Annotated in this window: 17 protein-coding genes; 15 read left to right on the top strand and 2 right to left on the bottom strand. The window is 51.0% G+C overall.

Annotated features, from left to right (window positions below; all coding sequences use genetic code 11):
• Positions 1 to 46: 46 nt before the first annotated feature.
• The 3 genes from LX59_RS04485 to LX59_RS04495 all read left to right on the top strand — a co-directional run bounded on the left by LX59_RS04485 (position 47) and on the right by LX59_RS04495 (position 2,154).
• The gene (locus tag LX59_RS04485; protein ID WP_144570633.1) at positions 47 to 319 is read left to right on the top strand and encodes a GNAT family N-acetyltransferase; all 273 of its coding nucleotides are present in this window, start codon (positions 47 to 49) and stop codon (positions 317 to 319) included.
• Between the two features lie 149 nt (positions 320 to 468).
• Positions 469 to 1,065: an RNA polymerase sigma factor SigX gene (gene sigX, locus LX59_RS04490; protein WP_144570634.1), complete on the top strand. Its 597-nt coding sequence runs from the start codon at positions 469 to 471 to the stop codon at positions 1,063 to 1,065.
• 96 nt (positions 1,066 to 1,161) lie between these two features.
• Positions 1,162 to 2,154, top strand: a complete 993-nt coding sequence (locus tag LX59_RS04495; RefSeq protein WP_144570635.1) for an OmpA family protein — start codon at positions 1,162 to 1,164, stop codon at positions 2,152 to 2,154.
• A gap of 94 nt (positions 2,155 to 2,248) precedes the next feature.
• On the opposite strand, the gene rapA is transcribed toward LX59_RS04495, so the two are convergent.
• Positions 2,249 to 5,068, bottom strand: a complete 2,820-nt coding sequence (rapA, locus tag LX59_RS04500; protein ID WP_144570636.1) for an RNA polymerase-associated protein RapA — start codon at positions 5,066 to 5,068, stop codon at positions 2,249 to 2,251.
• A gap of 151 nt (positions 5,069 to 5,219) precedes the next feature.
• On the opposite strand from rapA, the gene LX59_RS04505 reads away from it, so the two are divergent.
• From LX59_RS04505 to LX59_RS04535, 7 genes are all read left to right on the top strand, one after another.
• A complete protein-coding gene (locus LX59_RS04505; protein WP_144570637.1) occupies positions 5,220 to 5,531 on the top strand; it encodes an aspartate-semialdehyde dehydrogenase in 312 nt (103 codons plus the stop codon).
• A gap of 346 nt (positions 5,532 to 5,877) precedes the next feature.
• Positions 5,878 to 6,843, top strand: a complete 966-nt coding sequence (locus tag LX59_RS04510; RefSeq protein WP_144570638.1) for a glucokinase — start codon at positions 5,878 to 5,880, stop codon at positions 6,841 to 6,843.
• Between the two features lie 138 nt (positions 6,844 to 6,981).
• The gene (locus LX59_RS04515; RefSeq protein WP_144570639.1) at positions 6,982 to 8,265 is read left to right on the top strand and encodes a sugar MFS transporter; all 1,284 of its coding nucleotides are present in this window, start codon (positions 6,982 to 6,984) and stop codon (positions 8,263 to 8,265) included.
• Positions 8,266 to 8,368: 103 nt separating this feature from the next.
• Positions 8,369 to 8,773, top strand: coding sequence for an SMU1112c/YaeR family gloxylase I-like metalloprotein (gene gloA2, locus LX59_RS04520; RefSeq protein WP_170234331.1), 405 nt, complete (start codon positions 8,369 to 8,371; stop codon positions 8,771 to 8,773).
• Positions 8,774 to 8,865: 92 nt separating this feature from the next.
• The gene (gene gntR, locus LX59_RS04525) at positions 8,866 to 9,897 is read left to right on the top strand and encodes an HTH-type transcriptional regulator GntR (protein ID WP_144570640.1); all 1,032 of its coding nucleotides are present in this window, start codon (positions 8,866 to 8,868) and stop codon (positions 9,895 to 9,897) included.
• A 97-nt stretch (positions 9,898 to 9,994) separates the two neighbouring features.
• The gene (edd, locus tag LX59_RS04530; protein WP_144570689.1) at positions 9,995 to 11,821 is read left to right on the top strand and encodes a phosphogluconate dehydratase; all 1,827 of its coding nucleotides are present in this window, start codon (positions 9,995 to 9,997) and stop codon (positions 11,819 to 11,821) included.
• 397 nt (positions 11,822 to 12,218) lie between these two features.
• A complete protein-coding gene (locus LX59_RS04535; protein WP_144570641.1) occupies positions 12,219 to 13,952 on the top strand; it encodes a glycoside hydrolase family 13 protein in 1,734 nt (577 codons plus the stop codon).
• 102 nt (positions 13,953 to 14,054) lie between these two features.
• Here LX59_RS04535 and LX59_RS04540 read toward each other — a convergent pair whose 3' ends face one another.
• Complete coding sequence (locus tag LX59_RS04540; protein WP_144570642.1) at positions 14,055 to 14,924, bottom strand: MurR/RpiR family transcriptional regulator; 870 nt, start codon at positions 14,922 to 14,924, stop codon at positions 14,055 to 14,057.
• Between the two features lie 352 nt (positions 14,925 to 15,276).
• Here LX59_RS04540 and LX59_RS04545 point away from each other — a divergent pair, with 352 nt between their 5' ends.
• From LX59_RS04545 to LX59_RS04560, 5 genes are read left to right on the top strand one after another with little or no spacing between them, the layout of a single operon-like run.
• Positions 15,277 to 15,945, top strand: coding sequence for a bifunctional 4-hydroxy-2-oxoglutarate aldolase/2-dehydro-3-deoxy-phosphogluconate aldolase (locus tag LX59_RS04545; protein WP_246118669.1), 669 nt, complete (start codon positions 15,277 to 15,279; stop codon positions 15,943 to 15,945).
• Positions 15,946 to 15,982: 37 nt separating this feature from the next.
• Positions 15,983 to 17,431 carry a pyruvate kinase gene (gene pyk / locus LX59_RS04550; protein WP_144570643.1) on the top strand — a complete coding sequence of 483 codons (1,449 nt, stop codon included), beginning with the start codon at positions 15,983 to 15,985 and terminating at the stop codon, positions 17,429 to 17,431.
• A gap of 11 nt (positions 17,432 to 17,442) precedes the next feature.
• Complete coding sequence (locus LX59_RS15560; protein ID WP_170234332.1) at positions 17,443 to 17,595, top strand: hypothetical protein; 153 nt, start codon at positions 17,443 to 17,445, stop codon at positions 17,593 to 17,595.
• The gene (eno, locus tag LX59_RS04555) at positions 17,588 to 18,895 is read left to right on the top strand and encodes a phosphopyruvate hydratase (protein WP_144570644.1); all 1,308 of its coding nucleotides are present in this window, start codon (positions 17,588 to 17,590) and stop codon (positions 18,893 to 18,895) included. Before LX59_RS15560 ends, eno begins: the two co-directional genes overlap by 8 nt.
• A gap of 25 nt (positions 18,896 to 18,920) precedes the next feature.
• Positions 18,921 to 20,546: an NADP-dependent glyceraldehyde-3-phosphate dehydrogenase gene (locus LX59_RS04560; RefSeq protein WP_144570645.1), complete on the top strand. Its 1,626-nt coding sequence runs from the start codon at positions 18,921 to 18,923 to the stop codon at positions 20,544 to 20,546.
• Positions 20,547 to 20,566: the final 20 nt, after the last annotated feature.

The following is a 20,566-nucleotide window of genomic DNA, read 5'->3' on the forward strand; positions in this document are numbered from 1 at the left end:
ATGTGTGTCGGGCAAATCACCTACACGCAGACGAGCAGGGGGAGATATGGCAACAGTTCCTTTTGATATTGTGCACAATCAAGAACAGCACCGCTTTGAGACCCATATAGATGGGCACTGCGCTTACTTAGCCTATGCTGATTTAGGCAAGCAGACACTAGACTTTTATCGAACTTTTGTTCCCGATACTTTGCGCGGCTTAGGGATTGCTGCTGCTTTAACAGCACAGGCTCTGGATTTTGCACAACGGGAGGGCTACAGCGTAATTCCTTCCTGTTCTTATGTAGATGCTTATATTAAGCGCCATGTAACACACTGAATTTTTTTGTGTTTATTTTATAGGCTTAACATGTTTTTATCAAAAAGTTTGAATCGGATTGACGATTAAGAAAGTACAAAAGTCTGATACAATATGGGAGCCATCTTTTTGGGATGGATGGTGAATAACTCGCGGACTGGCCAAACGTCTTGACTAAATTCTTTCATTTTTCAGGGGATGAACCGGAGCTAAGCCAGCTTTCTGATGAGGAGTTGGTTCAAAAAGCTCACGGTGAGCTATTCCACGTAGCACGAGCAGCCTATGAAGAGCTCATGCGGCGCTATCAGCGCACCTTGTTTAAGGTGTGTGCTCGTTATTTAGGTAATGAGGTGGATGCCGATGATGTAACTCAGGAGGTGATGTTAAAAGTGTTGTATGGCCTGAAGCGTTTTGAAGGGAAATCCAAGTTCAAGACTTGGCTATATAGCATTGCCTATAACGAATGCATCACTCAGTACCGAAAGGAACGTCGTAAGCGCCGCCTGCTTAATGCTTTAACTCTGGAGGCTCCTGAAGAGGCTTCAGAAGAAAAAGCACCTAAGCTAGAAGAGAAAGGTGGATTAGATCGCTGGTTGGCACATGTTGGTCCAATAGAGCGGGAGATCCTCATTTTACGCTTTGTTGCTGAACTGGAATTTCAGGAGATTGCTGACATCATGCATATGGGATTGAGTGCTACCAAGATGCGCTATAAAAGGGCTTTGGATAAACTCCGCGATAAACTTTCAGGAGCCAGTGAAATTTAGCTCTTATTGTATGGTCTGAGCTGAAAGTGAGCTTTAGTGAGTTTTAGCTGCTTTTGGTTTGAGTGACGTTAGTCAGTTGCCGATGAGGATTTACGAATGAAATTGAAAACTACCCTAGGTGTTCTTGTAGGATCTTTAGTGGCGGGTGCTTCTTTGAGTGCTTTTGCTCAAGGCCAAGGTGCTTTTGAGGTCGAGGCTTTTTCTAAGTACTACCAGCCCCAAGGCTCCCGTGACCTAGAGGACGGCGGTGGTTTGTTTGGCGCGAGTGCCAGTTACTTTTTGACTGATGACGTTTCTTTGGGCATTTCCCACGGCGTGTATCGTGATCTGAACTCCAATCATCCTATCGACAATGGTAGCCATAAAGACATCAAGGGCAGTCTGACTTCTGTTGATGCGGTGTACCACTTTGGACAACCAGGAGCCGGTCTGCGTCCTTATGTTTCTGCGGGTTTAGCCTATCAAACGATTGGCCAAGCGGATCGTAGTGGACGCGATAAGAGTACCTTAGTAACAGCAGGTACAGGTTTGAAGTACTACTTCACCGATATGCTGTTTGCTAAAGCTGGTGTGGACGGAACCTATAACATTGACGACGGTTACAGCGAATGGATGGGTGGCATCGGTATCGGTATGAATTTTGGTGGTTCGGGTCGTAAGGTAGCTGCTGCTCCAGCGCCTGAGCCCGTAATGGCTGCCGCTGCAGTAGCGGAACCTCCACAAGAACCTATGGCTGAGGTTGTGCGGGTTGAGCTGGACGTGAAGTTTGACTTTGATAAAGCTGTGGTTCGTAGAGAGAGCTACAGAGATATCGAAGACTTGGCTAACTTCATGAAGCAGTATCCTACTACTACCACCGTAGTTGAAGGGCATACTGACTCCGTAGGTACTGATCAGTATAACCAACGTCTGTCCGAGCGCCGTGCTCAAGCGGTGCGCCGTGTTCTGGTTGACCAATACGGTGTTGCTTCCAACCGCGTTGACTCTGTAGGTTACGGTGAGTCTCGTCCAGTGGCTGATAACGCTACTGAGGCAGGCCGTCAGATCAACCGTCGCGTAGAGGCTGAAGTAGAAGCACAAATTAAATAATGATTTATTTAGTTTGTTAGCCTTCTAAGTATCCAGGCTCAGATAAAAACACCGGTTTTAAACCGGTGTTTTTTATTGGCTGTCTTGTATATTGCTATCCCGCTACCAGCACGCGAATAGCTTCCAAGCGCAGAGCGGCTTTATCCAACATTTGTATTCCTTCTGCTTGTTGTTTTTGCAGCACCTGAATTTCATCGTCACGAACGCTGGGGTTTACGGCTTTTAATGCTGTGAGCCGTGCCAGTTCTTCATCTAGGTTAGCAATAAAGTTTTGACGGGCTTGGGCTACTCGCACAGTATGCTGTGGGGCCGTCTTTGCCTCTGCTTGGGCAATTAACTGGCTTAGTGGGTCGCGTTGAGCCTGTATAAATTTGTTGGCGTTACTACGAGATACGCTCTCTAACTGATCGTTTAGAGTGTCAAAGGAAACCTTTGTTGCTAAATCATTTCCTTTTGCGTCCAGTAAGCAGCGTAGTGCGATGGGTGGTAAGAATCGGGTGAGTTGCAGTGCTTTAGGGGCAACCACTTCACTGACAAACAACACCTCAAGCAGCAGTGTACCGGGCTTTAGGGCTTTATTTTTAATAATAGCTACAGCAGTATTTCCCATTGAGCCGGAGAGCACTAAGTCCATGCCGCCCTGTACCATAGGGTGTTCCCAGGTCAGAAACTGCATATCTTCCCGTGATAGGGCAAGGTTACGGTCGTAGCTGATGGTTACGCCTTCATCGTTGCCTAATGGGAAGCTGGCATCCAGCATTTTTTCGCTAGGGCGCAAAATCAAGGCATTCTCTGAGTGGTCTTCGCTGTCGATGCCAAAGGCATTAAACAGTGCCTCCATATAGATAGGTAATTGAATATCCTGATCTTGTTTTTGGATGGCTTCTAGCAGCTCTTTACCTTGGTTGCCACCGGATGAGTTGAGCTCCAGTAGCCGGTCACGCCCCTTGTGTAACTCCTGCTCCAGAGTTTGGCGCTCTTGGTGTGCCTCTTGTATTAGTGCTTCAAGCTGCTGCTGATGTCCGCTTTCAAGTAGGGGAAGCAGACGTGCGCCATAGCGGTGTTGAAGACTATTACCCGTGGGACAAGTATTTAAGAATGCGTTGAGCGCCAAGTGATACCACTGGAACAGACGATGCTGTGGCGTATCTTGCAAGTAAGGCACATGTAGCTGAATAGTGTGTTTTTGGCCAATGCGATCTAAACGGCCAATACGTTGCTCTAATAGATCGGGGTGAGCCGGTAAATCGAACAGCACTAAATGATGAGAAAATTGGAAGTTACGGCCTTCACTACCGATTTCTGAGCACACCAGTACCTGAGCACCAAACTCTTCATCCGCGAAATAGGCCGCTGCACGGTCGCGCTCCAGAATGCTCATGCGTTCATGGAATACGCTGGCCGGAATACCAGAGCGGACGCGCAGGGCATCCTCCAAATCCAAAGCGGTTTCTGCGTGGGCGCAGATCACCAATACTTTGTATTTGCGCAACATCTTAAGGGTGTCGATCAGCCATTCAACCCGTGGATCGATATGCCACCAGCGTTGCTCTTCTGAGTCAGGCGTAAATTGGGTTTCAGGATAGAATTCAGTAGCGGTGCTGTATTGAACAGGCCGTGGTAGCGGATAAGGATGCAACTCGCGTTTAGGAAAACCCTGTATTGCGGCTCGAGTATTGCGAAATAGCAGGCGGCCAGTACCGTGACGATCCAGTAATTCGCGAATCAGGCGTGCTTTAGCTTGAGGATCTGTTTGAGCGGCTTGAAGTAGGGTTTCGCCTTCTGCTCCTAAAAAGTTGTGAATGCTCTGGTGGGCTTGAGGCGAGATTTGGCCTTGATCCAGCAGTTCCTGTACCGCTTCGGCTACAGGCTGGTAGTGACTGCTTTCGCTTAAAAAGGCTGAAAGACTGTGGAAGCGGTTGGGGTCAAGCAAACGCAAACGCGCAAAATGGCTCTCTTGGCCCAGTTGCTCCGGTGTTGCTGTGAGCAGTAAAACACCGGGAGTCTGTTGGGCGAGCTGCTCCACTAAAGCGTATTCAGGGCTAGCTCCTTCGGGATGCCACACTAGATGGTGAGCCTCATCCACAACCAACAAATCCCAAGTGGCCGCTAAAGCAGCTTGTTGGGCTTTAGGCGCTTCTGTGAGCCATTCCAGAGCCATCAAAGCCAGTTGAGTATCTTCAAAGGGGTTATCAGCATCACTGGCGCTGAAAATCTCCTGATCGAACAGGCTCACATTCAGGTTGAAGCGGCGGCGCATCTCCACCAGCCACTGATGTTGTAGGTTTTCGGGCGTCAGGATTAGCACGCGCTGAGCCCGACCACTGAGCAGTTGGCGGTGCAAAATTAAACCCGCTTCGATAGTCTTTCCTAGGCCCACTTCGTCGGCTAGTAAAACCCGAGGTGCTACACGGTCGGCCACTTCACGGGCGATGTGCAGTTGATGGGGAATAGGTTGCACACGCGCCCCTGTTAGTCCCCAAAGAGGCGATTGCAGCAAACGGCTTTGGTGTTCGAGGGTTTTGTAACGCAGCCCAAACCAGTTTAGGGGGTCGATTTGCCCTGCAAAGAGTCGGTCACTGGCGACTCGAAACTGAATAAAATTAGAGAGCTGTGTTTCTGGGAGACTGCGGGCTTCGTTTTGGTTGGTTAACCCGTGGTAGGTTAATAAACCCTGCCGTTCTTCAACTTCTTGTACGGTCAGAGTCCAGCCTTCAAAGTGGGTGATTTGATCGCCCGGGGTGAAGCGAACTCGGGTCAGGGGTGCATTACGGGCGGAATATTGACGGGTTTCGCCGGTGGCAGGGTAGAGCACGGTCAGTAAGCGGCCATCCTGAGTCAGAATAGTGCCCAGACCTAGCTCTGCTTCACTGTCGCTGATCCAGCGTTGTCCGGGTAAGTATTGCTGCGCCATAGTGTCTCCGACCCCATAAAAAAGCTGGCTATTGTAACGAAATACCCCTATTAGGGCGACTTGTGTCCTGGGATTGCTCCAGCAATCTTAAGTCTGGCCGATACTAAAGGAAGGATCTTATAGACTGTAAGTTGTACAGGAGGAACATCGCATGTTGCCCCCCATGCCCTTGAGTTTAGTGCCTGTAACGGCTCAGCAGGACATCCCCAAGCCACGTCCTGATATTGCTCCGGTGACTCCGACACAGCCCAGTGCTCGTGAAAGTATGCTGACGTTAGATAAGCGTCACCCGCAAGACACCCCAGAACTGATTTATGAGGAGCAGCAAAGGCGACGTAAGCAACGCCAAGAGCACCAAGCCGAATCCGGGCCTGAGGGTGTAGCAGTGGAGGAGTATTTGGAAACAGAGGAGCGCGAAGTGGAAGAGCAGCGTCAAGGTCTATGGATAGATACTCAGGCTTAGGGTAGCAACATCGCGGTTCTGCTTTTTTCTATGGCCTCAGCCGGTGGCCCTCAATCGTCATGCGTAGATTGGGCTAGGTTTTCCGCAGCTTTGCCTGTGCTTATCGCTGAGTGATGCGATACGGACTTGCGCTCATACGTCCATGAATCAAGTTTTTAAGCTGGTATGTTGTTTTATTACAACATACTGATTGATTTTTGCCTTTTTCATATGGTTACATAAGAATGTATTTATAAAATAACAATATTGGATTTGGTGCTATGACTGTCAAACTTGACTGCTTTAGATACAGCTTAATCCCGACCAATCCAAGCCTTGCATTCAGCCTGATACAGGAGCATTTATTGTGAAGCCGGCATTGGTTGGAGACATCGGTGGTACTAACGCACGTTTTGCACTGTGGACTGAAGGGCATATTAGTTCAGTGCAGACCTTAGCCACTGCACAGTTTGAAACGCCCGAAGTAGCCATTAGGCATTACCTGTCCTCCCTAGGGAGGGTACCCCAACAGATTGCCGATCTATGTTTAGCCTGTGCTGGCCCAGTGTCAGGTGAGCATTTTCGCTTTACCAATAGTCATTGGAGCCTAAGCCGTACTGGGTTGAGCCAGGCTTTGGAGTTGGATCATCTCTTACTCATCAATGACTTCACAGCCATGGCCTTGGGCATGACACGCCTGCATGAACAGCAGTGTCGAGTTATTCGCTCCGGGCAGGCTGACCCCAATAGCCCTATTTTAGTGATTGGCCCCGGTACGGGATTGGGGGTCAGCACTTTGGTTCCTGAGCCCAATAATGGCTGGCGCGTATTACCTGGAGAGGGTGGTCATGTAGATTTGCCCGTAGGGAGCTTGCGTGAGTTAGCTCTCTGGCAACAACTCTTTTCTGAGTTTGGTCATGTGCGGGCGGAGGATGTCTTAAGTGGGCGTGGCTTGGTTCGGCTGTATCGTGCCATTTGCACCTTAGATCAGCATCAAGCCCATTTAGATACACCCTCTGAAATCAGTAAAGCTGCCTTGGCAGGAGATCCCGTAGCCATAGAAGTGCTTAGCCTGTTTTGCATTTGGTTGGGGCGCGTGGCGGGCAATGCCGTGCTAACCACAGGAGCACGCGGCGGAGTTTATGTGGTAGGTGGAGTTATTCCGCGTTTTTCCGATTTCTTCTTAGCCAGCGGTTTTGCTGACAGCTTTTGCGCTAAAGGCTGTATGAGCCACTACCTTGAGCAGGTTCCGGCTTGGTTAGTCACAGCAGAATATCCAGGGTTAGAAGGTGCGGGGGTTGCACTTGAGCAACTCTTAAACAAGTCGGCTTGAAGGGAGTTTTCTCTAGTCTTAATAGATAGCGCTACCTTAGTTTCGGTTTAAGGAGATTTTTCACAGATATAACAGACTGTGGTTTTTGTATTGATTTCGTTGAACACCACCAACAAGTACAACAAAGGATTCTCTTTCATGGCCGCCATCGACATATCCGTCAAAGGACAAGAGGTTGCTTGTTCCGATTCGCAACAGCGCCTGAGCTTATTTGTATTTGCGTTATTTTTTATTTTCGGCAGTTTGACCAGCTTAAATGATGTGCTGGTACCTAAGTTAAAAAGTCTGTTTAGCCTCAGTTACACCGAGGCTATGCTGGTGCAGTCAGCGTTTTTCTTTGCTTATTTTGTGGCCTCCATTCCAGCGGGTTTACTGATAGCGCGCATCGGTTATATGAGGGCTGCTGTGGTTGGATTAACCACTATGGCTGCCGGGTGTTTGTTGTTTATTCCAGCGACCAGTGCCGCATTTTTTCCAGCCTTTTTAGGGGCTTTGTTTATCCTAGCCGTTGGGGTAACAGTGGTGCAGGTAGTGGCCAATCCACTGCTGTCTTTGTTGGGGCCTGTGTCTACTTCCCATAGCCGTTTAACCTTGGCGCAGGGCTTTAATTCGTTGGGAACTACGGTAGCTCCCTATGTTGGTGCGATTTTGATTCTGGGGGCTTTTAATGAGGTGGATACTAGCAGTCTGTCAGCCTCTGAGTTGACTGCTTTTTTAGCCGAAGAAGCCAGTGTTATTAGCCATACTTATATAGGGATTGCCCTCATCATCGCTGTGGTGACCCTAGTGGTTTGGTTGCAAAGAAACCAGCTTAAATCAGTATCTGATCAGCAGCCCCATAACTTCTTCTCTACCTTGACCTTACTCAAACAACCCCGTTTTGCCTTTGGAACGGCAGGTATCTTTTTATATGTGGGGGCTGAGGTCACCATTGGCAGCTTAATGACCGATTATTTGATGTTGCCCTCTACCATGCATTTGTCAGCAGAGGATGCGGGTAAACATGTAGCCCTGTATTGGGGTGGCGCTATGGTAGGCCGCTTTATTGGCTCTGCGCTGTTGCGCCGTTATTCGCCCGGTAAGCTGTTGGCGTTTGTGGCCAGCTCGGCCATTGTCCTCATTTCGATCTCTGCCAATACCACAGGCAGCCTCGCGGGTTGGACGTTGCTGGCCGTAGGACTGTTTAATGCCATTATGTTTCCCACCATCTTTACCTTAGCTTCTGAAGGTTTGGGTGAGCGCGCCGCTGAGGGTTCGGGTTTAATCTGCTGTGCCATTGTAGGGGGTGCCATCATTCCACCGCTGACAGGTTTTGCGGCGGACTTATCTACCTTAGCGGCTGCTCTATTCGTACCCGCCTGTTGCTACTGTGGCATCGCTTCCTATGGTTGGTATGCCCGCCGTCCCTATGCTCAAGTTTGATCGCTAAGCTTTTTGTTTTGCTCCAACATCCCAGGTCGCTTCCCCCACCTTTAGACCTGGGATTTTTTTATCTCCTGTCATGGGGCGCTCAGAGAACCTTGCCATGTTGAATCTGTGCCGTATTCATCACGCTGCGATTATTTGCTCCGATTATCCTCAATCAAAACATTTTTATACTCAGGTATTAGGGCTAAAAGTTTTGGCAGAACATTACCGTGCAGAACGCCAGTCGTATAAGTTGGATCTGCAACTGCCTGACGGGGCACAGGTGGAACTGTTTTCTTTTATAGGCGCACCCCCTAGGCCGTCTTATCCTGAGGCCTGCGGCCTTCGTCATCTGGCCTTTGAAGTTGAGGATGTGTCATCCTGTCGAGACGAGTTGGAGCAACAGGGTATTGCTGTTGAACCCATTCGGATTGACCCCTATACCCATAGGCGTTTTGTGTTTTTTGCAGATCCTGATGGTTTGCCTTTGGAGTTATACGAGGCTCCTACTCAGTCATCTTAGGCTTGCATGGAACTCGGTTCGTACAGCCGCCAAACAGAGCGTCTTTAAGGTATGGGATTTACCTAAAGTCGGTTTGGAGGTTTTGCTGGCCAATGAGCCCTCCCAGATATGATAAAAGCACGCGCACCAAAGGACGACCCACCCTCAAGGAGGTTGCACAGGTAGCCGGTGTCAGTCCTATTACTGCGTCCCGTGCTTTGCGGGGCATTTCTAGTGTGACCGAAGAATTGGCCGTCCGCGTTCATAGCGCAGCCGAACAATTAGGTTATGTGGTCAATCCCGCCGCAAGAGCCTTGGCCTCTGCTTGCAGTCAGACCGTTGCGGTCATAGTTCCTTCCCTAGGCAATCAGTTGTTTATTGAAGTGCTAGAGTCCATCCATCAAGTGATGCGACCTCATGGCCTAGAGGTTCTGATCGGTAATGCCCACTACTCCCGTTATGAAGAAGAGGATCTGATCCGTCAGTACTTGGCGCATCAACCACAGGGTTTGCTGTTGACGGGGTTTGAACGCACCGAAGGCGCTCGTCGTTTACTGGAAGCCAGCCAAATTCCTTGTGTGTATATGATGGATTTGGATTCGGGCGTAGGACTGCACTGTGTAGGCTTTTCACAGGTGCAGGCCGGAGCAGCAGTCGCTGAACACCTATTAGCACGCCAACGGAAACACATCGCTTTTGTGGGCGCTCAGTTGGATCAGCGTACCTTATTAAGGGCAGAGGGGTTCCGACATCGTTTGCAAAAGGCGCGCTGCTATAACCCTATGTTAGAGGTACTGACTCCGCAGCCTTCTAGCATTGGCTTAGGCTGCGAGCTCTTTGCCCAACTGATGCAGCGTTACCCACAGGTAGATGGCATTTTTTTTGGTAATGATGACCTAGCCCAAGGTGCTTTATTAGAGGCGCTGCGTATGGGCATTTCTATTCCACAGCAAGTATCCATAGTGGGTTTTAATGATTTGCCTTCGTCGGCGTTTACGGTGCCGCGCCTAACCAGTATTCGTACTCCTCGTGCAGCCATAGGCCAACGGGCGGCTGAATTATTACTAAGCCTGATCGAGGGGGATACTATTGGTCAACGAACTCAAGACTTAGGTTTTGAGTTGATGGTGCGGGAAAGCAGTTAGCGGTGTTTTTTTACGCATAAAATGATTGATAATCTGGACTTGTTCGCTTTCAATGCTAATAATCTTGTTTTAATACAAAAATAACGGAGTCCAGATGATGCATCCCCGTGTCCTTGAAGTGACTGAACGCCTGATTGAACGCAGCCGTGCTACCCGCCAAAGCTACCTAAGCTTAATTCAGCGTGCCGCTGAATCCGGCCCGCAGCGGGGGCATTTGCAGTGTGCCAACTTTGCCCACGGTGTTGCCTCCTGCGATAGCAGCGACAAACAACGCCTGCGGCTGATGGACTCCGCCAACGTAGCCATTGTCACCGCCTACAATGATATGCTTTCAGCCCACCAACCCTATGCCCATTATCCTGAGCGTATCAAACAGGTACTGCGTGATATTGGGTCTGTGGGGCAGGTGGCTGGGGGCGTTCCGGCTATGTGCGATGGTGTAACCCAGGGTGAGCCGGGCATGGAGTTAGCCTTGGCTAGCCGTGAAGTGATCGCCTTATCTACGGCGATAGCGCTATCGCATAATATGTTTGATGCAGCTTTGTATTTAGGTATTTGCGACAAGATCGTTCCCGGGCTACTGATGGGGGCGTTGCGCTTTGGTCACTTGCCCGCAGTATTTTTGCCTAGTGGCCCTATGCTGTCTGGGCTATCTAATAAAGAAAAAGCTGATGTACGCCAACGCTATGCTGAAGGTAAAGCCAGTCGTGACGAGCTGTTAGAGTCAGAGATGAAGGCTTATCACGGTGCGGGAACCTGTACCTTCTACGGTACTGCTAACACTAATCAGATGCTGATGGAGGTGATGGGCTTGCACTTACCCGGCTCCTCCTTCGTCAACCCCGACACCCCGCTACGCCATTTATTGACCGATGAAGCGACACGGCAAGTCACCCGCCTAACCCAACAAGGTGGCCAGTTTATGCCGCTGGGACAACTGGTGGATGAGCGGGTAATCATCAATTCGGTAGTGGCTTTGCACGCTACGGGAGGCTCCACCAACCATACCTTGCACCTTCCGGCGATGGCGCAAGCGGCGGGTATTCAACTGACGTGGCAGGATATGGCCGATCTGTCCGAGGTTGTGCCCAGCTTGACCCGAGTTTATCCCAACGGTAAAGCGGATATTAACCACTTCCAAGCGGCAGGTGGGGTAGCCTTCTTAGTGCGAGAACTCTTGGATGCTGGTTTATTGCACGAAGACGTAGAAACCGTGGTTGGGCGTGGGCTGCGTCGCTACACCCAAGAACCCTTTATCGACGGCGAACAACTGGTGTGGCGCGATGGCCCACAACAGAGCTTAGATGAGCAGATTTTACGCCCTGCGACTAACCCCTTCTCCCCTGAGGGCGGCTTACGGGTCATGAGCGGCAATCTGGGACGCGGAGTGATGAAGGTTTCTGCGGTCGCTCCTGAGCATCAAGTGGTTGAGGCACCGGCCCGTGTGTTTGAAGACCAACAAGCTTTGGCTGAGGCTTTCAAAGCCGGTGAGTTGGAGCGAGATTTTGTAGCGGTAGTGCGTTTCCAAGGGCCACGTAGCAACGGTATGCCGGAATTACACAAATTAACCCCTTACTTGGGCGTGCTCCAAGACCGAGGCTTTAAAGTGGCTTTGGTGACGGATGGGCGTATGTCGGGTGCTTCTGGCAAAGTCCCAGCAGCCATACACCTATGCCCGGAAGCCATTGACGGTGGGATTTTAGCCAAGGTGCAGGATGGCGATCTGATCCGTGTGGACGGCCAGAAGGGCATACTTGAGGTTTTGGTGGATACGGCTGAACTGGAACGCCGTCCTGTAATAGCGCCCAGTCATCTGGGTGAGATTGGTTGCGGGCGTGAGCTTTTTGCCTTTATGCGCGCGGCGTTCAGCTCCGCCGAACAGGGAGCTAGCGTATTTACGGCCAGTCTTAAATCCTTGCACTAAAGCTGCTCTATTCCCCAGCGCAAGGCTGCATTGGCCGCCAGCGCCTCTAAAATCCTTGACGGAATAATCCTTGAGGATGTGGACATATAAGTGTCCATGTCCTCGGACGGGGGATGTTCGTGCCGAGGTTATCTCTTTAAGCCCAGAACTAATGGCGCTGCCTCCAGCAGTTGAATATTAAATGTTGTTTTATTGCAAATATTTTTGGTGTTAAGTGTATTTATATATGCTATATAAGTATTGTTGTTTGTAATAAAACAATAAATACATCGGCTTGAGGCTACTAAACCTTGTGAGGTGATTCATCCTTCTGGTCTGAATGTATTGAAGAAATTATAGGGCGTAAGAGACGCGCCCACAGCTTGCTTACCCATAATCCTAACAATAGGAAGCTTGTATGTTTCGTCGTAAATTTCTGACTACGGCTCTTGCGACTGCGGTCGCTTTATCCATCTCTTCCCTTTACGGAAGTGCCTACGCAGCTAACTTACAACCTACCCAACCCAAGGAAGATTGGGCTCGTGACTCAGTAATTTACCAAATTTACCCACGCTCTTTTGCCGATAGCGATGGTGATGGTATTGGTGATCTACCGGGTATCGTCTCGCGGCTGTCCTATTTGGATAAGCTGGGTGTAGATGCACTCTGGCTATCGCCCTTCTATAAATCACCTCAAGCCGACGCTGGTTACGACGTGGCCGATTATCGGTTGGTTGATCCGATGTTTGGCAGCAATGAAGACTTCGAGCGTCTACTGAAGGAAAGCCATGCGCGGGGTATGAAGGTGATCGTAGACCTAGTCCCCAACCACACTTCCGACGAACATGCTTGGTTTCAAGCAGCATTGAAGGCCAAACCCGGTAGCCCCGAACGCGCTCGTTATATTTTTCGTGATGGCCGTGGTGAGAACGGTGAGCTGCCGCCCAACAATTGGCCGAGCGTGTTTGGTCAGTCGGCGTGGGATCGAGTACCGGGCGAAAAGCAATGGTATTTGCACTTATTTGACAGCAAGCAACCCGATCTGAACTGGGAAAATCCGGTGGTGCGCGCCGAGTTCGAGCAGGTACTACGTTTCTGGCTGGATCGCGGCGTGGATGGCTTTCGGATTGATGTGGCACATGGCTTGATTAAAGAGCCGAAAATGGCCGATTTGGTGATAGAAGAAGGTCGGGAGAACGCTGGTGCTCTGGTCGGCCCCATGTGGGATCAGGAGGGTGTGCATGAGATCTACCGCTCATGGCGCAAAATTCTCGACGAATATCCAGGTCAGCGGATTATGGTGGCTGAGGCTTGGGTCAGTCCGCGTGAACGACTGGCTCAGTACATTCGTTCTGATGAGATGGATCAAGCCTTTAACTTCGACTATCTGATGACCCAATGGGATGCGACTGCGTTCAAGAATGTTATCGACAGTTCGATAGCCTTAACTACTACGGTGAAGGCTCCGACTACTTGGGTGACTTCCAACCACGATGTGGTACGTGCGCCCTCGCGTTACGGCTATAGCCTGAAAGACCAAGGTAAGTATGCTCTGCCCGGTAATGGCATTGGCCCCAATACTCCGCAGCCGGATGAGGCACTAGGCCTGCGTCGCGCTCGTGCTTTGGCCATGTTGACCTTAGCCTTACCCGGTTCGACCTACATCTATCAGGGGGAGGAGCTAGGCTTACCTGAGCACACCACCATGGAAGATAAATACCGTCAAGATCCTATGTTCCTGCGTACTAAGGGTGAAGAAATCGGGCGTGACGGTTGCCGTGTCCCTCTACCTTGGAAAGCTGATGCGCCATCGTTCGGCTTTGGCCCAAGCAACAAAACTTGGCTACCTCAGCCTGCTTCGTATGCAGGTTATGCAGTAGATCGCCAAGAGAAGCAGTCTGATTCCACCCTGAACCTGTATCGGAATCTTCTGAAGCTGCGTCACGAGCATAGGTTAGGTGACGGCAAGTTACACTGGGTTGAAGCCGATAAGGACGTGCTGGCCTTCGATAATGGGGATATTCGTGTCGTAATCAATCTGGGAGAACAGACTGCGGCGTTACCCAGCGGTAGCCAGGTACTGCTATCCAGCGAAGCCTTACCTGAGGCAGGCAAGCTTCCAGCTAGTACAGCAGTGTGGCTAAAGCGCTAAAATTTTAAAACTTTTGGGCATAAGTTAAGGCATGGGTGTATCCCTAGGTTGCAACAGCGCCATCCTAGGAGTACGCCCGCTTAATTCTTCAACGGTCTGAGACTAAAGTGACTCCTTATCATTGGGATAACGGGTCGAGTTTAGGCTCTCCTTGATTTTGCGTAGATGGGGTTGGAAGTCTGCTCCTCGGCGTAAAGTTACCCCAGCAGCCAGTACATCCAGCACCGTCAGTTGAATAATTCGTGAGGTCATGGGCATATAAATATCCGTGTTCTCAGGCAGAGGAATGTCCAAGCTTAGGGTGCAAACCTGAGCTAAGGGTGATCCTGCTGCCGTCAAGCCCAGCACCGAGGCTCCGTTTTTGCGGGCTAACTCTGCTATATCTACCAACTCACGGGTGCGCCCGGTGTAGGAAATAATTACAAACAAGTCCCCCGTATGGGCCACAGAAGCCAGCATACGCTGCATCAGAACATCGCTGTGGGCCGAAACGGCGAGGTTGAAGCGGAAAAACTTATGCTGTGCATCCTGCGCCACTGAAGCCGAAGCTCCAAGCCCGAAGAAATGAATTTGGCGTGCTTGTACCAACAAGTCCACGGCTTTATCAATGGTCTTGGGGTCTAGCATTTGGTAGGCACTGTCCAGCGAAGCCATGGTGCTGCTGAAGATTTTGCGCGTATAGGCTTCGGGGCTATCGTTGGCCTCTACGGCACAACTGACGTAAGCGGCACCGCTGGCCAAACTCTGGGCGAGCTGTAGCTTTAACTCAGGGTAACCACTGATCCCAAATGAGCGGCAAAAGCGATTAATCGTCGGCTCACTGACCTGAGCGGCCTGGGCCAGCAAAGCAATGCTGTAGCGGGTGGCTTGCTCAGGTGATTGCAAAATGACTTCAGCTACCTTGCGCTCAGCCTTATTTAGATCTTTTAGGCGCGTTTGAATCCGTTCCAGCAGATTACGAGCATTATCCATATCAATTCCTAGGAACAGAGGGCAGTGGCTACTTTAACCTAAGCCTTTACAGTCTGTGGAGCGAGCCCGCGCTGTTTTGTGGGATATTGTTTTTATTACATCAAATGTTGATTGATTTGATAAAAAATGCTTTTATTGATCCGTAGGTGTTGTAAAAAAACAAAAATCCTAAGCCATTGCTTTATAAGCACCAACGTCTTGGTAACTGCTGTATGCCGACTCTGATCCTTTACGTTTTTTGGGTAGCGCTATCTTATAGCTTATCCATGCTGCGTATCTCGCTCTGCCAATTCATGGCGCTTTGTGGCAAGGCTGTGAATTTTTCTCATTGCTCCTTTGAGGACTCACTGAAATGAATAGCCAAGCTCATCCACAGCCTTGTATGGCAGAAAAAACGGCTCTGATCGACCAGTGGTGTCGAAACGCCAAAATTCTGCCAGTGATCACCATTGAACGGGCCGAAGATATTTTGCCCATGGCCGATGCTATTGCCGCTGGTGGTCTGAACACGCTGGAAATAACCCTGCGCTCTGAATGGGGTTTGGAAGCCATTCGCCTGTTGCGCGCAGAGCGGCCTCAGATGTGTATTGGGGCCGGTACAGTGTTAGACAACCAAATGCTGCATGAGGCTATCCAAGTGGGGGCTCAATTTATTGTGACTCCGGGTAGCACACCAGAGCTGCTCCAAGCCGGACGTAACTATTCTGTGCCTTTATTACCCGGTGTGAGCAGTGCCTCAGGCATTATGCTGGGTTACGCCTTAGGTTATCGGCGTTTCAAACTGTTCCCCGCGGAGATTGCGGGCGGAATTCCTGCGCTTAAAGCGTTCAGCGGCCCCTTCAACAATATTGCCTTTTGCCCCACTGGGGGGGTTAACCCAGACAACGTCCGGCAGTACATGGCCCAACCCAATGTGATGTGCGTGGGGGGCACTTGGATGTTGGAGCGAGCTTGGGTTCAAGCCCGTGATTGGTCTCGCATTCAAACATCCTGCCGTGAAGCCCTTGATGCTTTGAATTGATGGCCTGCCGTGATCCATTTCTTAAGGACTAAATATTATGCTGCGTAGAACAAAAATTGTGGCTACCCTCGGCCCAGCAACTGAATCTGTGGAAGCCTTAGAAGGGCTGATCCGCGCCGGAGTAGATGTAGTACGTTTGAATTTTTCCCACGGAAAAGCGGAAGAACACATAGCCCGCGCTACCCGAGTCCGGGAGATTGCGGCGCGTTTAGGTCGTTTTGTAGCTATCTTGGCTGATTTGCAAGGGCCGAAAATCCGTATCTCGCGCTTTGCCGAAGGTAAGGTACAGCTACAAAAAGGTCAGACCTTTATTCTGGATGCCCAGTTAGACAAAAACGCCGGTGATGCTACTCAAGTGGGCATCGACTATGAGGCTTTGATTACCGACAGTCAGCCGGGTGACATTCTGCTGCTGGATGATGGTCGTGTCGAGTTAAAAACCCTAACCGTAGAAGCCCATCGTTTGATCTGTGAAGTATTGGTAGGCGGGCCTCTATCCAATAACAAAGGCATCAACCGCAAAGGCGGCGGCCTTTCCGCTTCCGCCTTGACCGAGAAAGACTGCGAAGACATCAAGACAGCAGCCAGCATGCAGGTCGATTATCTGGCTGTGTCCTTCCCGCGTGATGCCGCAGACATGCAGTACGCGCGCCGTCTGATGCAAGAGGCGGGTGGTAATGCCGGTCTGGTGGCCAAGATTGAGCGCGCCGAAGCGGTAGCCGATCCTCAAGTGCTGGACGACATCATTTTAGCCTCTGAGGCCGTGATGGTAGCGCGTGGTGATCTGGGTGTAGAAATCGGCGATGCAGAATTGGTGGGTGTGCAAAAGCGCATCATTGAGCGCGCCCGGGTGTTGAACCGCGCAGTAATCACGGCGACCCAGATGATGGAAACCATGATTACCCAGTCTCTGCCGACCCGTGCCGAAGTCTTTGACGTGGCTAACGCGGTACTGGATGGCACCGATGCGGTAATGCTGTCGGCGGAAACGGCGACCGGTGCTTATCCGGTAGAAACCATCGAAGCTATGAACCGCATCATCCTCGGCGCGGAAAAGCACCCGCTGGCGCATCGCTCCAAGCACCGTATGGATCAAGTATTCCACAAAATCGACGAAACCATCGCGCTCTCAGCTATGTACGCCGCCAACCACCTAGAAGGTGTGGCCGCCATCATCTGTCTGACCGAAAGCGGCGATACCCCACGCCTGATGTCGCGGATTCGCTCCCATTTGCCGATTTATGCCTTCTCCCCTCATCCTGAAACCCAAAGTCGGGTAGCACTGTTTCGGGGTGTGCACCCTATACCCTTTGATACTCAGCGGAAGGGTGAGCCAGACCTAAATGCCAAAGCCGTACAGGAGCTGGTGCAGCGTCATTTGGTGTGTGATAGCGATCTGGTACTGCTGACTAAAGGTGATGCCTTCAATGCGCCCGGAGGTACCAACACTCTGCACATTTTGTGTGTTGGCGATCTGATTCGTTAAGGAGGTTTGCCATGTCATCTGTGACCCAAACTCAGGCTGAACAGCCCATCGACTGGCCGCGTGATTTTGACATCCGCGCCTGCTACGCCGAACAACAGGAGCTACTGCCTGAAGATAGGCACACCCACACCAGCACCTTGCAGGAGGACTGCCACCATGACTAAGTCTGCGACCTCAATCCAAAGCCTCGTTGCCCACGAAATTTTGGACTCTCGGGGCAATCCCACCGTAGAGGCCACCATTGTCCTACAGGATGGTAGTTGTGGTACGGCCAGCGTACCCTCTGGCGCTTCTACGGGGAGCCGGGAAGCACTGGAGCTGCGTGACGGTGCAGTGCGTTACAAGGGCAAGGGCGTGACAAAAGCCGTAGAGAACGTCAACCACGCGATTCGGGAACGAGTATTGGGATTGGATGCCCTCAATCAGCAGGCGTTGGATGGGGCCATGTTGGAGTTAGATGGCACCGACAATAAGCGTTTGTTGGGGGCCAACGCCATCTTAGCGGTATCCTTAGCAGCGGCTAAAGCGGCGGCTAAATCCCAACGTCTACCGCTGTATGCCCATTTGGCTAATCTGTACGGCACACCCGGTCAATACAGCCTGCCAGTCCCCATGATGAACATCATCAATGGTGGTGAACATGCAGACAATAACGTCGATCTGCAAGAGTTCATGATTCAGCCCATCAGCGCTACCAGCTTTCGCGAGGCGCTGCGCATGGGTGCTGAGGTGTTCCACAGCCTAAAACAAGTGCTCTCAGAGCGGGGCTTGAGCACTGCGGTGGGTGATGAGGGCGGTTTTGCACCTTCACTGGCCTCCAACGAGGAGGCCTTGGTGGTGATTCAGCAAGCGGTTGAACGCGCTGGCTATCAATTAGGACGGGATATTACTCTGGCCCTTGACTGTGCCTCCTCAGAGTTTTACCACGAGGGGCAATACCAGTTATCCGGTGAAGGTAAAACCTTTGATTCTAAAGGCTTTGCAGACTACCTTGGCGGCCTGTGCGAGCGCTATCCCATCGCCTCAATTGAGGACGGTATGGATGAAAGCGACTGGGATGGCTGGAAGCAGCTTACCCAGCAATTGGGTCAGAAGGTGCAGCTCGTAGGTGATGACCTCTTTGTCACCAATACCCGTATCCTCAAGGAAGGTATCGACAAAGGTATCGCCAACGCCATCCTGATCAAATACAACCAAATCGGCAGCCTGAGTGAAACCCTAGAGGCCATCCGCATGGCGCAACAGGCGGGCTATAACGCGGTGATTTCCCATCGCTCCGGTGAAACCGAAGACACCACTATTGCTGATCTGGCCGTAGCTACCCGCGCTGGCCAAATCAAGACCGGCTCTTTGTGTCGCTCGGATCGGGTGGGTAAATACAATCGACTGTTACGCATCGAAGAGGCTTTGCAGGGAGCGGCGCCCTACAGTGCCTCGGAACTGCTGAAACGCCGTAGCCGTTAACCCCACACCTTTGAGACTAACCGCTATGAGCCAAGAATCTCGTCTGCATAACCTGTTTCCTAAAGCCAACGAAATTCCCGAAGTCTTTCGTTTAGGCAATCCTATTGAACAGCGCGAATACCTGATTGAGGGCGAATTGTGCCGTTGGGAGGGCGCTTTAGCGACCGTCTACAGCCCTGTTTACCTCAACACGCCCCAAGGTGATCAACAGGTAGTCTTAGGCAGCACGCCCTTGCTGGATGCCAAAGCCGCTTTAAGTGCGCTGGATGCTGCGGTGCAAGCCTATGACAACGGTCAAGGCTTCTGGCCAACCCGTTCCGTTGCCGAACGCATTCAGCACGTTGAAGCCTTTTTAGGTCGTATGCGTGAACAACGTGACACCGTGGTCAAGCTGCTGATGTGGGAAATCGGCAAAAACCTGAAGGACTCAGAAAAGGAATTTGACCGTACCTGCGACTACATCCTCGACACTATTCAGGCACTAAAAGAACTGGATCGTCGCTCCAGTCGCTTTGAGCTGGAGCAGGGCACACTGGGCCAGATTCGCCGCGTGCCGCTGGGCGTGGTGCTGTGCATGGGGCCTTACAATTACCCACTGAATGAAACCTTCACTACCCTGATTCCGGCCCTGATTATGGGCAATACGGTGATCTTTAAACCGGCGAAGTTCGGGGTATTGCTGATCCGTCCGTTGCTGGAAGCCTTCCGTGACAGTTTTCCAGCAGGTGTCATCAACATTATCTACGGCGATGGCCGCGAAACCGTTAGCCCCTTGATGAGCAGCGGTAAGATTGATGTGTTCGCCTTTATCGGCACTAATAAAGTGGCCAGCGATTTGAAGAAGCTGCACCCTCGTCCCCATCGTCTGCGAGCTGTATTGGGATTGGATGCTAAAAACCCTGGCATTGTGCTACCCGAAGTGGATCTGGATAACGCAGTCAACGAGGCCATCACCGGTGCGCTGTCCTTTAATGGCCAACGCTGCACTGCTTTGAAAATCCTGTTTGTACACGAATCCATCGCGGACTCTTTCCTAGAGAAATTCAACCAGAAACTGGCTGCCCTTAAGCCCGGTATGCCTTGGGATACTGGAGTAGCGCTAACTCCATTACCTGAGTTGGGCAAACCGGATTACTTACAGTCACTGGTTTCGGATGCTCTAGCCAAAGGTGCTCGCATCACTAATCCGGGCGGCGGCGAAGTGCGGGAAAGCTTCTTCTATCCTGCGGTGCTCTATCCCGTCACCCCAGAGATGCGTCTGTATCAAGAAGAGCAATTTGGCCCCTTGATTCCTGTGGTGCCTTACCGCGATCTGCACACTGTCATCAACTATGTGCGCGAGTCCGACTATGGTCAGCAACTGAGCCTCTTTGGTACTAATCCGCAGCAGATCGGCTTATTGGTGGATGCTTTTGCCAATCAGGTAGGGCGTATCAACATCAATACTCAATGCCAGCGCGGGCCAGACAGTTTCCCCTTCAATGGCCGCAAAAACTCGGCAGAAGGCACTTTGTCAGTGCATGACGCTCTGCGGGTGTTTTCAATTCGTACGCTAGTGGCTACCAAGTTCCAGGCAGATAACAAACAGTTGATTAGTGACATCATTCACAACCGTCACTCCGGTTTTATCAGTACAGACTATCTGTTCTGATTGATGGGGTGAACGCCTAT

Origin of the sequence: Azomonas agilis (genome assembly GCF_007830255.1) — a bacterium.
GTDB classification, from domain to species: Bacteria; Pseudomonadota; Gammaproteobacteria; order Pseudomonadales; family Pseudomonadaceae; genus Azomonas; species Azomonas agilis.